General features: G+C 31.2%; 16 protein-coding genes. 10 read left to right on the forward strand and 6 right to left on the reverse strand.

The features are described 5' to 3' along the window. Window positions 1-6: 6 nt before the first annotated feature. Window positions 7-1,866, reverse strand: a complete 1,860-nt coding sequence (locus tag ABD766_RS01245; RefSeq protein ID WP_344815008.1) for a DNA topoisomerase IV subunit B — start codon at window positions 1,864-1,866, stop codon at window positions 7-9. A gap of 288 nt (window positions 1,867-2,154) precedes the next feature. Here ABD766_RS01245 and ABD766_RS01250 point away from each other — a divergent pair, with 288 nt between their 5' ends. Continuing rightward, window positions 2,155-2,556, forward strand: a complete 402-nt coding sequence (locus ABD766_RS01250; protein WP_344815009.1) for a hypothetical protein — start codon at window positions 2,155-2,157, stop codon at window positions 2,554-2,556. Window positions 2,557-2,658: 102 nt separating this feature from the next. On the opposite strand, the gene ychF is transcribed toward ABD766_RS01250, so the two are convergent. Then, complete coding sequence (ychF, locus tag ABD766_RS01255; RefSeq protein WP_298306695.1) at window positions 2,659-3,753, reverse strand: redox-regulated ATPase YchF; 1,095 nt, start codon at window positions 3,751-3,753, stop codon at window positions 2,659-2,661. A 144-nt stretch (window positions 3,754-3,897) separates the two neighbouring features. Between ychF and ABD766_RS01260 the strand changes: the two genes are divergently transcribed. Both ABD766_RS01260 and ABD766_RS01265 read left to right on the forward strand, forming a co-directional pair. Beyond that, window positions 3,898-6,573: a TonB-dependent receptor gene (locus ABD766_RS01260; protein ID WP_344815010.1), complete on the forward strand. Its 2,676-nt coding sequence runs from the start codon at window positions 3,898-3,900 to the stop codon at window positions 6,571-6,573. Window positions 6,574-6,720: 147 nt separating this feature from the next. Next, the gene (locus ABD766_RS01265) at window positions 6,721-7,260 is read left to right on the forward strand and encodes a hypothetical protein (protein WP_344815011.1); all 540 of its coding nucleotides are present in this window, start codon (window positions 6,721-6,723) and stop codon (window positions 7,258-7,260) included. 53 nt (window positions 7,261-7,313) lie between these two features. Here the strand turns inward: ABD766_RS01265 and ABD766_RS01270 are convergent, their stop codons facing one another. Both ABD766_RS01270 and ABD766_RS01275 read right to left on the reverse strand, forming a co-directional pair. Then, window positions 7,314-8,471 (reverse strand): hypothetical protein, encoded by a 1,158-nt coding sequence (locus ABD766_RS01270; RefSeq protein WP_344815012.1) that lies wholly within the window; start codon window positions 8,469-8,471, stop codon window positions 7,314-7,316. 163 nt (window positions 8,472-8,634) lie between these two features. Continuing rightward, on the reverse strand, window positions 8,635-8,985 hold the full coding sequence (locus ABD766_RS01275; protein WP_344815013.1) for a 4Fe-4S binding protein: 351 nt from the start codon (window positions 8,983-8,985) through the stop codon (window positions 8,635-8,637). 144 nt (window positions 8,986-9,129) lie between these two features. Here ABD766_RS01275 and ABD766_RS01280 point away from each other — a divergent pair, with 144 nt between their 5' ends. The 6 genes from ABD766_RS01280 (at window position 9,130) to ABD766_RS01305 (ending at window position 14,006) form a co-directional block, all read left to right on the forward strand. Then, the gene (locus ABD766_RS01280) at window positions 9,130-10,188 is read left to right on the forward strand and encodes an acyl-CoA reductase (RefSeq protein WP_344815014.1); all 1,059 of its coding nucleotides are present in this window, start codon (window positions 9,130-9,132) and stop codon (window positions 10,186-10,188) included. 134 nt (window positions 10,189-10,322) lie between these two features. Beyond that, on the forward strand, window positions 10,323-11,393 hold the full coding sequence (gene serC, locus ABD766_RS01285; RefSeq protein WP_344815015.1) for a 3-phosphoserine/phosphohydroxythreonine transaminase: 1,071 nt from the start codon (window positions 10,323-10,325) through the stop codon (window positions 11,391-11,393). A gap of 72 nt (window positions 11,394-11,465) precedes the next feature. Beyond that, window positions 11,466-12,419 carry a D-2-hydroxyacid dehydrogenase gene (locus ABD766_RS01290; protein WP_298306678.1) on the forward strand — a complete coding sequence of 318 codons (954 nt, stop codon included), beginning with the start codon at window positions 11,466-11,468 and terminating at the stop codon, window positions 12,417-12,419. A gap of 131 nt (window positions 12,420-12,550) precedes the next feature. Continuing rightward, a complete protein-coding gene (locus ABD766_RS01295) occupies window positions 12,551-13,111 on the forward strand; it encodes a DUF937 domain-containing protein (protein WP_298306675.1) in 561 nt (186 codons plus the stop codon). Window positions 13,112-13,229: 118 nt separating this feature from the next. Further along, a complete protein-coding gene (locus ABD766_RS01300) occupies window positions 13,230-13,661 on the forward strand; it encodes a DUF6146 family protein (protein ID WP_344815016.1) in 432 nt (143 codons plus the stop codon). 30 nt (window positions 13,662-13,691) lie between these two features. Further along, the gene (locus ABD766_RS01305) at window positions 13,692-14,006 is read left to right on the forward strand and encodes a DUF6787 family protein (RefSeq protein WP_344815017.1); all 315 of its coding nucleotides are present in this window, start codon (window positions 13,692-13,694) and stop codon (window positions 14,004-14,006) included. A gap of 9 nt (window positions 14,007-14,015) precedes the next feature. Here ABD766_RS01305 and ABD766_RS01310 read toward each other — a convergent pair whose 3' ends face one another. Further along, a complete protein-coding gene (locus ABD766_RS01310) occupies window positions 14,016-14,336 on the reverse strand; it encodes a hypothetical protein (protein WP_344815018.1) in 321 nt (106 codons plus the stop codon). Window positions 14,337-14,386: 50 nt separating this feature from the next. Next, entirely contained in the window at window positions 14,387-15,058 is a 672-nt protein-coding gene (gene folE / locus ABD766_RS01315; RefSeq protein WP_298306666.1) for a GTP cyclohydrolase I FolE, read from the reverse strand. Window positions 15,059-15,215: 157 nt separating this feature from the next. On the opposite strand from folE, the gene ABD766_RS01320 reads away from it, so the two are divergent. Continuing rightward, window positions 15,216-15,878: an ABC transporter ATP-binding protein gene (locus tag ABD766_RS01320; RefSeq protein ID WP_344815019.1), complete on the forward strand. Its 663-nt coding sequence runs from the start codon at window positions 15,216-15,218 to the stop codon at window positions 15,876-15,878. The last annotated feature ends 3 nt before the right edge of the window (window positions 15,879-15,881 follow it).

Consider the following 15,881-nt stretch of genomic DNA (forward strand, 5'->3'; position numbering starts at 1 on the left):
CTAAATTTATTTCTCCACTAATTCCTTATCCAATTCGACTTTCAAATTATTGATGATAAAGTTTTGTCTATCAGGTGTATTTTTACCCATATAAAACTCTAATAAGGTTTCGATTGATGTGGCTTTGTCTAACATCACAGGATCTAATCGGATGCTTTCGCCAATAAAATGCTTGAACTCATCAGGCGAAATTTCTCCTAATCCTTTGAATCGGGTAATTTCTGGTTTTGGTTTCAATTTTTCTATGGCATCAATTCGTTCTTGGTCGGAATAACAATAGATGGTTTCTTTTTTATTTCGAACACGGAATAATGGTGTTTGCAAAATATACAAATGTCCTTCTTTAATCATTTCTGGGAAAAATTGAAGGAAAAACGTGATTAACAATAAACGAATGTGCATACCATCGACATCGGCATCGGTTGCAATTACGATGTTGTTGTAACGTAAATCTTCGATACTCTCTTCAATATCTAATGCTGCTTGAAGCAAATTGAACTCTTCGTTTTCGTATACAATTTTCTTCGACATTCCATAAGAATTCAAAGGCTTACCACGTAAACTAAAAACAGCTTGTGTATTCACATCACGGCTTTTCGTAATCGAACCCGAAGCCGAATCACCTTCGGTAATAAAAAGCGTACTTTCTAAACTTCGTGGATTTTTAGCATCGGTTAAATGCACACGACAATCGCGTAATTTTTTATTGTGCAAACTTGCTTTTTTAGCTCTGTCTTTGGCTAATTTTCTAATTCCTGAAAGTTCTTTACGTTCGCGCTCGGCTTGCAAAATCTTACGTAAAAGCGAATCGGCAACTTCTGGATTTTTATGTAAAAAATTATCTAATTTGGTTGTAATAAAATCGTGAATGAAGGTTCGAACCGTCGGACCATTCGGACCTACATCATTAGAACCCAATTTGGTTTTGGTTTGCGATTCGAAAACTGGCTCTTCCACTTTAATGGAAACCGCAGAAACTATCGATTTACGAATATCAGAAGCTTCAAAACCTTTGTTGTAATATTCACGAATGGTTTTTACAATGGCTTCACGAAACGCGTTTAAGTGCGTTCCACCTTGTGTTGTATTTTGTCCGTTTACAAAGGAATGGTATTCTTCTGAATATTGTGATTTACTGTGTGTTAAAGCAATTTCGATATCATCACCTTCTAAGTGAATGATTGGATATTGCATGTCTTCCTCAGTAATTGTTTCTTCTAACAAATCCTTTAAACCAAATTCAGAAAGGTATTTTTCACCGTTGTAATATATTGTTAATCCGCGATTTAGATAACAATAATTTTTGAGCATTTTGATAATATACTCATTTCGGTATTTATAATTTTTGAAAATAGCTTCGTCAGCAATAAAGGCAACTTTTGTTCCTTTACGTTTTGTGGAATCTTGAACTTCTTCTTCTAAAGTTAGATTTCCTTCAGAGAATTCGGCTGCTTTTTGTTGGTTGTCACGAACCGATTCCACGCGGAAATAATTAGACAAAGCATTCACGGCTTTGGTACCAACTCCATTCAAACCAACCGATTTTTTAAAGGCTTTAGAATCGTATTTTCCACCCGTATTCATTTTGGAAACTACGTCAACGACTTTTCCTAATGGAATTCCACGACCGTAATCGCGAACGGTTACCAATTTATCTTTAATCGTTACTTCGATAACTTTTCCTGCACCCATAACGAATTCGTCGATGCAGTTGTCGATTACTTCTTTTAGTAAAATATAAATTCCGTCATCTGGAGACGAACCGTCACCGAGTTTCCCAATGTACATTCCGGGACGCATTCGGATGTGTTCTTTCCAATCGAGTGAGCGTATATTGTCTTCGTTATATTGTGTTTCTTGAGCCATTTTAAAATGTATCGATTTTGTGCTAATATAGTGCATTTCGAGTCATTTTTGAAATGATATTTGTCAAAGTTATTAAGAATGTTTTTGACAATTTGAAATAAGAAAATAGAGAATAGAATATAGAAAAAAGAGGATGAATTTTGGGGATTTATTTTATATATTTTAAAGATTATGTTTTCAAGTTAAGTAAATATACTAGTTATAGACAACTAACCAGAAAAAATAGAATTAGTTTCTTTTTGAAAAAATTCATAAAGATTTGAAATGATATAAAAAATTACATTAGAAATGAAAACAATAATTAAAATATTGCCATTAGCTTTTTTGTTTGTATTTCTAGTAAGCTGTGACCCAGCACATGACATTATATTTACAAACAATACAAATTCAGTAGCTAAGGTTAAATTCAAATTAAACCCTAAATTTAAAAACTATAGTTTAAGCGAATCAATAACTGGAGATTCAATTGTATTTAATCTAAAGCCGAATGACACTTCAAATTTATATTTTGGAATTGGAGTTTGGGATGACAAAGAAATAGAACAATTATGTAATTCCATAACTAGTTTAGAAATTGAAAATAATGACTTAAAAACTGTTTATAAATCAAAAAAAACAATAAAAAATATCCTTGAAAATAATCAAGAAGGATTTTGGTGGAAAACGAGAATATCGATTGATATTGAATAAAAACACTACTGCAAACAGCTACTCAACTTTCCACAAAAAAACCGCAAAATCTCTTTTGCGGCTAGTCTATTTTCTATATTCTATTCTCTATTTTCTTAAAAACTACACGTTAAAACGGAAATGCATCACATCTCCATCCTTAACGATATATTCTTTTCCTTCCACTCTTAGTTTTCCGGCTTCTTTGCATTTAGCTTCTGAACCCAATGTAGAATAATCTTCGAATGCAATAACCTCAGCACGGATGAAACCTTTTTCGAAATCGGTGTGGATTACTCCAGCTGCTTTTGGTGCTGTATCGCCAACGTTAATTGTCCAAGCGCGAACTTCTTTAACTCCAGCTGTGAAATACGTTTGTAATTTTAATAATTTGTAAGCTGCACGAATTAAAACTGCCGAACCTGGTTCTGTCAATCCCATATCTTCTAGGAAAACTTGACGCTCTTCATAGCTTTCTAATTCAGTAATATCAGCTTCTGCTCCTACTGAAAGTATGATAACTTCAGCATCTTCGTCTTTTACTAATTCGCGAACTTGATCTACATATTTGTTTCCGTTTACCGCTGAAGTTTCGTCAACATTACAAACATAAAGTACTGGTTTGTTTGTAATTAACTGAAAATCTTGCATCAATTCTTCTTCATCTTGATTTTGAGGAACAACTGTTCTTGCAGATTTTGCTTGCAACAAGGTTTCACGAATTCTATCTAAAAGTGCTTTTTCTGTTTGAGCTTCTTTGTTTCCAGTTTTAGCTGCACGATTTACTTTTTCTAAACGTTTTTCAACGGTTTCTAAGTCTTTTAATTGCAATTCGATATCAATCGTTTCTTTATCGCGAATTGGATTTACATTTCCATCAACGTGAACGATATTATCGTTATCAAAACAACGTAAAACGTGAATAATAGCGTTACATTCTCTAATGTTTGCAAGGAATTGATTTCCTAAACCTTCACCTTTACTTGCTCCTTTTACTAATCCTGCAATATCAACAATATCAACAGTTGCCATTTGAACACGTTCTGGTTTTACCAATTCTTCCAAACGATTGATTCTTGGATCTGGAACGTTTACCACACCAATATTTGGCTCGATAGTACAAAACGGAAAGTTAGCACTTTGCGCTTTAGCATTAGATAAACAATTAAATAAAGTTGATTTTCCTACGTTTGGTAATCCTACAATTCCTGCTTTCATTGGTCCGTTTTATTTTTTAAAAGTGTGCAAATATAAGATTTTAAATTGTTTAAAAAATAATTGAAAGTAATTTATAATTTTAGTTAATTCAATCTCTAAAAAACATTATATTGCGACAAATTATTAACTAACCAACTACTTTTTATGAAAAAAATTACATTATTATTTTTTTTCATTGCTTTAAATAATGTTTTTGCACAAAAACAAATTTCAGGTAATGTTAAAGACGACAAAAACGAACCTTTATTTGGTGTTAATGTCATAGAAAAAGGCACTTCCAATGGTGTTTCTACAGATGCTGACGGAAGTTTTAAAATTAAAGTTAAAGAAGGTGCAATACTTGTATTTTCTTACATTGGATATAATGCTGTAGAAAAAAGCACAGACAATACGTCTACAATTGATGTTGTTTTATCTGGTGCACAAGTTCTCAATGAAGTACAAATTGTTGGTTCACGAAACTCAAAAAGAACCATTGTAAATTCGGCAGTCCCAATTGACGTTATTGACATTAAAAATGTAACAACTCAAAGTGGAAAAATTGAAATCAATGAATTATTACAGTATGCTGCTCCATCGTTTAATGCTAACAAGCAATCAGGTTCAGACGGTGCAGATCACGTTGATCCAGCATCTTTAAGAGGAATGGGACCAGACCAAACTTTGGTATTAATTAATGGAAAAAGAAGACATCAATCTTCATTAATAAATTTATTTGGAACTCGAGGAAGAGGAAATACTGGAACCGATTTGAATGCAATTCCTGCTACTGCAATAAAAAGAATTGAAATTTTAAGAGATGGTGCAGCAGCTCAATATGGTTCTGATGCAATTGCAGGTGTAATCAATATTATTTTAAATGATAATGTAAAAGAGTTAACAGGTTCGATTACAACTGGAGCATACAACACAAACGCACAAGGAGATTTTCCATTAGGAACAGCTAATACTCCTGGATTTAGATTAGACCAAAATGGAAATGGAAATACATTTGGAAGTGATAAAAATCTTGATGGTTTTTCAACTAAAGTTGGCTTGAACTATGGAGTTTCTTTAGGAAAAAAAGGTGGATATGTTAATTTTACAGGAGAGTTTTTAAATAAAGAAAAAACACTTCGTCCTGGTTTTGATTTTAGAAAAGGATTTGGAGAAGCTGCTGTTCAAGGATTAAACTTTATGGCTAATTTATCAATTCCTATTTCAAGTAAAACAGATTTTTATGCTTTCGTAGGAAGCAATATCAGAAATACTGATGCTTATGCGTTTACAAGAAATGGTGGTGCTAGAGTTGTTGAATCTATTTATCCTGGCGGATTTACACCAAGAATTACATCTGATATTTTAGATCATTCAGTAGCAGTTGGAATTAAAACAAAATTTGATAATGGTTGGAAAATGGATTTGAGTAATTCTTTAGGTAACAATTCATTTCAGTATAATATTGAAGGCACATTAAATGCGTCATTAGGTGCAAATTCCCCAACTAGTTTTGATGCTGGTGGACATAAATTATTGCAAAATACCACAAATTTAGATTTTTCAAAAAATTATGACACCGTTTTAGAAGGGTTCAATTTGGCTTTAGGAACTGAGTTTAGAGTTGAAAAATTCAATATTTTTGCTGGAGAAGTTGGTTCTTATGCAACTTACGATATTAATGGAAATGTAGTTACAGATCCAACAATTCAAACAATTCCAATTGACCCAATTTCTGGAGATCCAAGACCAGGTGGTTCTCAAGGTTTTCCTGGATATAGTCCAGCAAACGAAGTAAATGAAACGCGTTCAAATTTTTCTCTATATGCTGATGGTGAATTAGATATAACAAAAGCATTCATGATTAGTACGGCAGTACGTTTTGAAAATTATAGCGATTTTGGTAGTACATTAAACGGAAAATTAGCTTCAAGATTAAAATTAACAGACAATATTAATTTAAGAGGCTCTATTAGTACAGGATTTAGAGCACCATCATTAGCACAAATTTATTACAATACAAGTTTTACAAATTTCAGTAGCTCAGGAGCAACAGAAGTTTTACTTTCTGGAAACGAAAGTCCTGTTACAAAAGCATTTGGTATTGGAAAATTAAACGAAGAGAAAGCTGTAAATGCCTCATTAGGATTTACAGCAAATTACGGAAGTTTTACAGCTACAATTGATGGATATATGATCAATGTAAAAGATAGAATTGTACTAACAGGGTATTTTGATGCTTCATCATTAGGATTAAATGTTGATGCAGCTCAATTTTTTACTAATGGAGTAGATACAAAAACTAAAGGTTTAGACGTAGTCTTATCATGGAAAAAAACTTTTGGAGATTCTAAATTTGGAGCTACAATTGTTGGAAATATAAATGATATGGAGATTACTAAAGTAAAAAATAATGGTTTAGACGAGCAAACCTTCTTCGGAGAAAGAGATAAAGCATTTTTATTAGCTTCTGCGCCTCAAAGTAAATTTGGTTTAAACTTAAATTATGGGTACAAAAAATTTGATAGTGGTTTAGCTTTTACACGTTTTAGTGAAGTAAAATTATTAGACTACCAAGTTTATGAAGATGTAAATGATTATGGTGGTTCTTTTGCTAATCAAATCAAAGCTGCAACTGATACTTATGGTGTTAAAATTGTAACCGACTTAACTTTGGGTTATAAAATATCTAAAGCATTCAAAATAACTTTAGGTGCAAATAACTTACTAAATGTTTATCCTGATCAACAAGATGACTGGGTTGAAGCTGGTGGATATTGGGATGCCGTTCAAATGGGATTTGGAGGAGCATATTATTATACTAGGCTAGGTTTCAATTTCTAAAAAACAATTTCCTATAATAACTAAATCCTGAAAGTTGTCTTTCAGGATTTTTTTATGCGAATTATATAATATTTAATAAAAATTATATAATAAACTTAGTTGAAGTTTAATTTAAGTTTGCTTCTATAAATTTCTAAATTATTTATTATGAAAACTCTATTTATTGGAATACTATCATTGTTTGCGACAACAACTTTTCAGGCTCAAAACAAAAACATAAAAGACGAAACAAAAACGACGACAACTACTATTACTGATTCTAATGGTAAAAAAACTTATGTAAAGAAAGAAAACACAAGAGAAGTTCAAAAAATTGAATTGAAAGAAGAAAAACCAAACACTTTGAACATCGAAACCAAAGATTCTCCTGTTGTAGTTACAACTACTACAAAAATTACTAATCCTGATGGAAGTACTCGTACAGTAGATGTTGATCGTTCATCATATTATATGTATAACAACAAAAAATACGATGTTAAACTTGACGCAAGTGGCTATAGAATAACTGGTGATGACATCAAAAAAAGTGCTTTATTAAGAAAAACAACTACCAATAGTTTTATTTATTACAATGGTAAAGAAACATCTATTGGTTATTTTGATACTGATGGAAATTTGGTTTTAGAAACCTATAATTCCAAAACCGATACTGTTACTTATAAAACTTATGTTATTGTGAAACAATAGAAAAAAAAGCGAATCAAAAACTATTTAAGAATTAGTTTTTGATTCGCTCTATTTTAATCATCAATACTCAAAATTATCTTTTCCTCTTCTTCTGTAGCAACCATTCCAGAGATTTCCCAATAATTACTTAGGATTGTATTTTTCTTATTGAATAAGGTTTTATCTTTAAAAACCTCACTTTCCTTAAAGCTATAATTTTGGTTGCTGAAATTAGTAGTTATAAAGTAATTCCTCACTTCAATATCTGTCGTTTTATTCTTAACAACTTTTTCATATCCTATTTCCTCTTTTGAACCAATTAAATAATAATTATTGGAGTCAAATCGATACATGGTTTTGAAAAAAGATTTATAAATATTTTTTCCATTTTTTCCTGTTTTATCTTTTGCTTTTGCAAATGAAGTTGGAGAAATCTCGGAACTCACTTCAATAATTATCTTTTTCTTTCTATCATAAGTTATAGTATAATCGTCTAACATTGCTGAACTATTATCTGCTGGTATAGCAGTCATAACATAGTAATCTTCATTGATTGGATGTGCTTTTACTAAAAAATCGTACTCTTTCTTAGCTCTCGGCTCCAAAAGCGGATTCAAATATTTGAAATTGTAATAGTTTTGCATAATATTATTCAAATTGTATCCTACAAGTTCATCCATTATATAATCTTCAACCAATCCGAAAGACCTATTTTGCTCTACCAAAATTGTTGTACTAAAATCATTTGGCTTTCCAGAAAGTTGAAAATTTAAAAGTCCGTCATTATAATTAGAATAAACTCCGTTAAGTTTAAAAAACTCTCTAGAATATACTTTCAATCTTGCTGGAACCGTTAGTTTTTTGGAAGAATTTTCTATTAAAGAAGCGAGTATTTTTTGTGGATGTTGCTTTGTTAAAATTATTTCATCTAATTTATTAAAACTACTTTTAAGATAAATTACTGTTTCTTTTTCTTTTAATATTGTAGACCTAATTGTCTGAGAAACATAGGAAGTATGCGTTATTTGTATATTTGATATTCCTTTTAGAAGAAAACTGACTTTTCCTTCAGCATTACTTAAATTAAGTTGCTTTGTTTTTAAGACTAAAACAGTAGCATCTTCAATAGATAAATTAGTATCTGCATCTTTAAGAATTATAGATTTTTCTACCTCTTGTGAATAAAGATGACTTGAAAAAAATAAAAAAACAAATGCAATAAAACACTTCATACTTGAATTAGTTTATTAACAAATATATAAATTCTTTTAAAACATTGATAAATAATAGATTAAATATGTTTTCAAAAATAATAACCTTTTAAAATAAAAAACAAAAAAACCACCAACTATATCAACAGTTGATGGTTTACTCTATATTTCACAAAAAATTAAGTTACTCGTTATGCAAAAACGATTGTCTGTTTAAAAGTGTTTCTTCACTTTCTACATGATTGTCATCAGGAATACAACAATCCACTGGGCAAACTGCTGCACACTGAGGTTCTTCATGAAAGCCTTTACATTCTGTACATTTTCCAGGTACGATGTAGTAAACATCATCAGATACCGGCGTTTGAGCCGCATCAGCATCCACCTCAGTTCCATCTGGAAGAATTACCTTTCCTCTCAACTTTGTTCCATCTTTCCATCTCCAATCATCTGCACCTTCATAGATTGCAGTATTCGGACATTCTGGCTCACATGCACCACAATTGATACATTCGTCTGTTATTATAATTGCCATCTTTAAAGTTTATGAGTTTAAAAGTTTAAAAGTTTATGAGTATAAAAAAAACATATAACTTTTTGAACTATTTACTTATTACTATTTACTTATTACTAATTTTGTGCAAAATTACAATCAAAACCATTCATAAACAAGTTACAAATGTTACAAAAAGAAAAAATTAACGCTTTTGTAGAATTAGGAAAGTTTTTAAGCCAATTTTCATTGGATAATAACACCCAAAATGAAGCTGTTCTAAATAATAATTTGTTCTATGATGATTTTATAAATTTGATTGAATTATCACAATCACATAATGGTTGGTTTACACCAGAACAAGTTTATTTTGCTATAAATTCTTGGGCAGAAGCTTTGACAGAAGAAAATTTAGACAAATGGTTATCAAATTACGATTTCTCTAATGTACAACCAAAAACAGTTGGATTAATCCTTGCCGGAAACATTCCATTAGTTGGTTTTCATGATTTTTTATCGGTAGTGGTTTCTGGTCATAAAGTTTTGGTAAAGACCTCTTCCAACGATCAAAAATTATTGCCTTTCCTTGCTAACTACTTAATCTCTGTAAATTCTGAATTAGAAAATTACATCAAATTTACAGAAGGAAAATTAGAAAATTTTGATGCTGTAATAGCAACTGGAAGCAATAATACAGCAAGATATTTCGAATTTTATTTCAAAGACAAGCCAAGTATTATTCGCAAAAACAGAAATTCAGTTGCCATTTTAACAGGAAATGAATCGCATGAGGATTTAGTAAATTTAGGCGAAGATATTTTTAGATATTTTGGTTTAGGTTGCCGCAATGTTTCAAAACTTTTTGTTCCAAAAGACTACAATTTTGAAAACTTCTTCAAAGCAATTTACGAATATAAAGACGTAATTTTTTACGAAAAATATTCTAACAACTACGATTATAATAAAGCCGTTTTTTTGATGAGTAATTTCAAATTGTTGGATAATGAATTTCTTACAATCAAAGAAGACACAAGTTACTCCTCACCGATTTCATCTGTTTTTTATGAATATTATGAGGACTTGAATGAAATAAAATCACGTTTAGAAAACGATGCTGACCAAATTCAATGCATTGTTTCAAAAGATGCAATAGAAAATTCAATACTATTTGGACAAACACAAAAACCAAAACTTTGGGATTATGCCGATAACGTTGACACTTTAGCATTTCTAAAGGAAATTTGATTGCATTTTTCTCAAAAATTGTTATAAACTATAACGATTTCGTTAATAACAAGGGCTGATTATTGTCAAATTCTAACCGCTTTTTCGTAGGCTATTTACGAAATTTGCGCTTTAAAATTTGCATTAACTTAACAATGAAAAAACACAACTACAGCGCCGGACCATGTATTCTTCCTCAAGAAGTATTTGAAAAATCTGCACAAGCCATTTTAAATTTTAATAATTCTGATTTATCTATTTTAGAAATTTCCCACAGAAGTAAAGATTTTGTTGCCGTAATGGACGAAGCAAGAGCTTTAGTTTTAGAACTTTTAGGATTGGAAGGAAAAGGATATCAAGCCTTATTTTTAGCTGGTGGGGCCAGTTTAGAATTCTTGATGGTTCCTTATAATTTAATGAAAACGGATGGTAAAGCTGCCTATTTAGACACCGGAACTTGGGCAAGTAATGCTATAAAAGAAGCCAAACATTTTGGAGAAACTTTAATAGTAGGTTCATCTAAAGAGCAAAATTATAATCACATTCCAAAAGGGTATTCAATTCCTGAGGATGCTTCCTATTTCCATTGTACAAGTAACAATACCATTTTTGGAACGCAAATGAAATCGTTTCCAACAACAAATGTTCCTGTAGTTTGTGATATGAGTTCCGATATTTTTTCAAGAACTTTAGATTTTTCAAAATTTGATTTGATTTATGCTGGAGCTCAAAAAAATATGGGTCCAGCTGGAGCAACTTTAGTAGTCGTTAAAGAAGAAATTTTAGGAAAATCTGGAAGTTATATTCCAAGTATGTTGGATTATGAAAAACATATTAAAGCAGAAAGCATGTACAATACGCCACCTGTCTTTCCTATATATGCATCGCTTCTAACATTACAATGGTTGAAAAACCTTGGCGGAATTGCTGCTATTGAAAAAATCAACGAAGCTAAAGCCAACTTATTATATACAGAAATCGACAGAAATCCATTATTTAAAGGAACTGCAGCTGTTGAAGATAGAAGTATCATGAACGCAACGTTTTTATTAAATGATGAAAACCACGCTCCTATTTTTGACAAAATGTGGAAAGAAGCAGGAATTTCAGGATTGCCTGGACATCGCTCTGTTGGAGGTTATCGTGCTTCAATGTACAATGCTTTGCCTCTAGAAAGCGTTCAAGTTTTGGTCGATGTAATGCAATCACTTGAAAAGAACCTCTAAATTTTAAAATTTAATATATCAATTGAGTTTTAACTTTTAAACTCATAAACTTTTAAACTTATAAACTTAAAAATGAAAGTATTAGCTAACGACGGAATTTCAAAAAGCGGAATCAAAGCTTTAGAAAAAGGTGGATTTGAAGTAATTACTACCAAAGTAGCTCAAGAACAAGTTGCCAATTTTATCAATTCGAATAATGTTGATGTAATTTTAGTTAGAAGTGCAACCAAAGTTCGTAAAGATATTATTGACGCTTGTCCAAATCTAAAAATCATTGGTCGCGGTGGCGTTGGAATGGATAATATTGATGTAGAATATGCTCGTTCCAAAGGAATTCACGTTATCAATACGCCAGCATCTTCATCAGAAAGTGTGGCAGAATTGGTTTTTGCACACTTATTTACTGGTGTTCGTTTTTTACACGATTCTAACAGAAATATGCCTCTTGAAGGTGATACTAATTTTGAAGGTTTGAAAAAAGCTTACGCAAATGGTATTGAACTTCGTGGCAAAACATTAGGAATTATCGGTTTTGGAAGAATTGGTCAAGCGGTTGCAAAAATGGCACTTGGACTTGGAATGAAAGTAATTGCTGCAGATAAGTTTTTAAGTAATGCCGAAATTAGAGTTGATTTTTACACTGGTCAATTCATAAATGTTGATATTATTACAGAACCGCTTGAAGATTTATTCAAACATTCTGATTTTATTACACTTCACGTTCCTGCGCAAGAAGGTTATGTAATTGATGCCGATGAAATTGCACAAATGAAAGACAATGTAGGAATCGTAAACTGTGCTCGTGGTGGCGTGATTAATGAAGTTGCTTTAATTGAAGCTTTAGAAAGTGATAAAGTCCTTTTTGCAGGATTAGACGTTTTTGAAAAAGAGCCAACGCCAGAAATTCAAATTTTGATGCATCCAAGAATTTCGTTAACTCCACATATTGGAGCTGCAACTTTAGAAGCTCAAGACAGAATCGGAACCGAATTAGCCGAACAAATTATTGGTCTATTAAAGAAGTAATCAATTTCAAAAAAATAGAATCCAAATCTGAAGTAAAATTTAGATTTGGATTTTTTTGTAGAATAAATTTGACGTTTTATATATTTGATTTTAAACTTTTATACCTTTGTTAAAACTAAAAACAAAAAACTATGTTTGAACAACTTACAGAATTAGTAAAACAATTTGGTGGTGATGCAGTAGTAAACAATCCTGCAGTGCCAAACGAACAAAATGAAGCCGTAATGGAAGAAGCCGGAGGTTCAATCCTTTCTGGTTTAAAAGATATGGTTGCTAGTGGAAATATTGGTGATTTAGCAGGATTACTTTCGGGTAAAACTCCAATTGACATGAACAATCCAGTAGTTCAAGAATTAACAGGAAAAGTAACAGGAAACCTTGGAGAAAAATTCGGTTTATCTTCAGAAGCTGCTGGAAGTGTAGCTGGTGGTTTAATTCCTCAAATATTAGGTGGATTGATAAATAAAGCTAAAGATCCAAACCAACCTGGATTTAATATTACAGATTTGATTAGCTCAATTTCAGGTGGAAATGGTGGTGGATTGATGGATGCTGTAACTAAATATGGTGGTCAATTTGGTTTAGACCAAGATGGTGACGGACAAGTTGGAATGAGTGACGCAATTTCTGCAGTGACTAAAAAATCTGGTGGACTTGGAGGTTTATTAGGAAAACTTTTTGGAGGAAAATAATTCCCAACGTTATAATTTTAAAAAACACTTTAACTTGGTTAAGGTGTTTTTTTTGTTAAAACATTTTTAAATCAAATCACAATAGATTGAATTTTAGTAACTTTATAAAAAATATTTTGTGAAAAATCTAATTTACATTTTTGTAATACTTCTTTTTATAATTGGATGCTCTTCAACAAATCAATCTATTTCAACAACTAATGAGAATTCTACAAAAACATCAGACACTATTAGAATTGCTAATGACTCTTTAGAATATGAAGTCATAATTATTGATGGTGGATTTAATTCATGGTTATATTCTCATGCAAGACCAAGAGGATTTTATTCAGAAAGTTATTTGGAAAACCGAAATAGAATCTATGTAAATGAATGGAATAATCGCGCAAGACAACCACTACAATACAATCCTAATTTATATGAAATGCAAATAAATTACGATTTTAATATTCACTATGGTTACGAAGTAAACTACTTGATTTATAATTATTTCATTTATTTTCAAATAACATACAAACAACAACTCGCCGGATTTGTACCACGTCCATAAATTGAGTAAATTTGCACTTTATTATAGAAAATGGGAAGCTTTAAAGAACGTTGGAACATAACATCAGATTGGCAAGTAGTTGTCATACTTGTTGTATTTGCAGTTACAGGTTCTACTTCTGCACTTATTGCAAAACCCATTTTAGCTCTTTTCGGAATTACAAAAGAAAGTGTTTCCTTATGGCTTTATTATCCTTTATACATTGTTATGATTTTTCCTGTTTATCAAGTTCTTCTAGTAAGTTTCGGATTCCTATTTGGACAATTCAAATTCTTTTGGGCTTTTGAAAAGAAAATGCTTCGCAGCATGAAACTTGGATTTATTGCCGATTTTTTTGAGAAATAAAAAAAGGAACTATTGAAGTTCCTTTAAATTATTATCCTCTTGATTTTTAATTACATAAGTGTAAATCCATGTCAGCGTAAATGTTGGTATAAAATCACTAAAAGGTAATATCTCTTCTAAAAACTCGATTATACCACCCACTTTACCAATGGAACCTTTATACATATAAGATAACATAAAAGCGGCTAATGGTGCCCAAATGGTATCTGCAAGTTCTCCAAAAACTGGAACTAAATAGGTTAACATACCAACCAAATCAAGAAAAATACCTAAAAATAAATTTCTTTGTTTGTTACTTAAGTTGGTCAATGCATCCGATTGTAATATCATTTCTAATTTAATTTATAATTTGGAAATGATATTACAAATCTAATGCCAAACTATTTAGGCTGATTAATCATATTGAAAAAGTCGTTTCTGTTTTCTTTTTCATTAAAAATTCCACCATATTGAATGGTTGAAGTATAACTCGATTCGTCTTTAATTCCGCGACTTGACACACACAAATGTGTTGCTTCCATTACTACAATTACATTATCAGTTTCTAAAACAGTTTTCAATTCATTGTAAATTTGCATAATCAAACGCTCTTGCACTTGTGGACGACGAGAATAATAATCAACTATTCTATTCAATTTAGATAAACCAATTACTTTTCCACTTGAAACATATCCAATGTGTGCTTTCCCAACTATTGGTAGAAAATGATGTTCGCAAGTTGAGTTGAAACTGATGTTAGCTTCAACCAACATTTTGTCATAATTATAACTGTTGTCAAAAACCGATATTTTGGGTTTGTTAGCAGGATTTAATCCTGAAAATATTTCTTGAATAAACATTTTAGCTACTCTGTGAGGTGTTCCTTGAAGACTATCATCAGTCATGTCTAATCCCATTTCTTCCATGATTATATGGAAATGCTTTTCTATGGTTTGCATTTTGTCAGCATCAGATTTGTCAAATGCATCAGGACGTAAAGGTGTTTCTGCCGATGTCATCTGATGATTATCGCCAATCAATTCGTAAATTTCTTTTTCAATTAATGTGTTCATGGCTATTTTATTTTGGGTTTATTTTGTTTAACAAATTTACGATAATTTTAAACAAAAAGTTTTCTTTAACTTTTATTTATTATTTATTCAACGATAAAAAAAATCGATATCACTCATTTTTTATAAAATACTTTGTTACTTTGTGAAAAATTGAAGCATGATTACAGCCAAAAATATTCACAAGTTTTATGATAGTTTACAAGTCTTAAAAGGTGTTGATTTACATATAAAAAAAGGTGAAATCGTATCCATTGTAGGTGCATCTGGTGCTGGAAAAACAACGCTATTGCAAATCCTTGGAACGTTAGACAAACCTTCTTTAGAAAATGGAACTTCATTAACCATAAATGATGAAGACATTTTAAAAATGAACGATAAATTGTTATCTAAATTTAGAAACCAACATTTGGGATTTATTTTTCAATTTCATCAATTATTACCTGAATTTACAGCTTTAGAAAATGTATGTATTCCTGCATTTATTGGTGGAAAAGAAAAAAAAGAAACCGAAACCGAAGCAAAAAGACTACTAGATTATTTGGGATTATCGCACAGAATTGATCACAAACCAAACGAACTTTCAGGTGGCGAACAACAAAGAGTTGCAGTTGCAAGAGCTTTAATCAACAAACCAGCCGTTATTTTCGCCGATGAACCTTCAGGAAATTTAGATACCGCTTCCGCAGAAAATTTACATCAATTGTTTTTCAAACTCCGTGATGAATTTGGACAAACCTTCGTAATTGTAACCCACAACGAAGAATTAGCCAACATGGCAGACCGAAAATTGGTGATGGTTGATGGATTGATTTCAAAATAAAAT

Source organism: Flavobacterium cheonanense (genome assembly GCF_039539185.1).
In the GTDB taxonomy this organism is placed as follows: Bacteria; Bacteroidota; Bacteroidia; order Flavobacteriales; family Flavobacteriaceae; genus Flavobacterium; species Flavobacterium cheonanense.

Bases quoted from the DNA above. Each gene is read 5' to 3' on its own strand.
- ABD766_RS01250 (WP_344815009.1), top strand. From the start codon at position 2,155: ATGAAAACAATAATTAAAATATTGCCATTAGCTTTTTTGTTTGTATTT.
- ychF (WP_298306695.1), bottom strand. From the start codon at position 3,753: ATGAAAGCAGGAATTGTAGGATTACCAAACGTAGGAAAATCAACTTTA.
- ABD766_RS01290 (WP_298306678.1), top strand. From the start codon at position 11,466: ATGAAAGTATTAGCTAACGACGGAATTTCAAAAAGCGGAATCAAAGCT.
- ABD766_RS01260 (WP_344815010.1), top strand. From the start codon at position 3,898: ATGAAAAAAATTACATTATTATTTTTTTTCATTGCTTTAAATAATGTT.
- folE (WP_298306666.1), bottom strand. From the start codon at position 15,058: ATGAACACATTAATTGAAAAAGAAATTTACGAATTGATTGGCGATAAT.
- ABD766_RS01305 (WP_344815017.1), top strand. From the start codon at position 13,692: ATGGGAAGCTTTAAAGAACGTTGGAACATAACATCAGATTGGCAAGTA.
- ABD766_RS01245 (WP_344815008.1), bottom strand. From the start codon at position 1,866: ATGGCTCAAGAAACACAATATAACGAAGACAATATACGCTCACTCGAT.
- ABD766_RS01275 (WP_344815013.1), bottom strand. From the start codon at position 8,985: ATGGCAATTATAATAACAGACGAATGTATCAATTGTGGTGCATGTGAG.
- ABD766_RS01310 (WP_344815018.1), bottom strand. From the start codon at position 14,336: ATGATATTACAATCGGATGCATTGACCAACTTAAGTAACAAACAAAGA.
- ABD766_RS01295 (WP_298306675.1), top strand. From the start codon at position 12,551: ATGTTTGAACAACTTACAGAATTAGTAAAACAATTTGGTGGTGATGCA.
- ABD766_RS01280 (WP_344815014.1), top strand. From the start codon at position 9,130: ATGTTACAAAAAGAAAAAATTAACGCTTTTGTAGAATTAGGAAAGTTT.
- ABD766_RS01320 (WP_344815019.1), top strand. From the start codon at position 15,216: ATGATTACAGCCAAAAATATTCACAAGTTTTATGATAGTTTACAAGTC.
- ABD766_RS01265 (WP_344815011.1), top strand. From the start codon at position 6,721: ATGAAAACTCTATTTATTGGAATACTATCATTGTTTGCGACAACAACT.
- ABD766_RS01270 (WP_344815012.1), bottom strand. From the start codon at position 8,471: ATGAAGTGTTTTATTGCATTTGTTTTTTTATTTTTTTCAAGTCATCTT.
- serC (WP_344815015.1), top strand. From the start codon at position 10,323: ATGAAAAAACACAACTACAGCGCCGGACCATGTATTCTTCCTCAAGAA.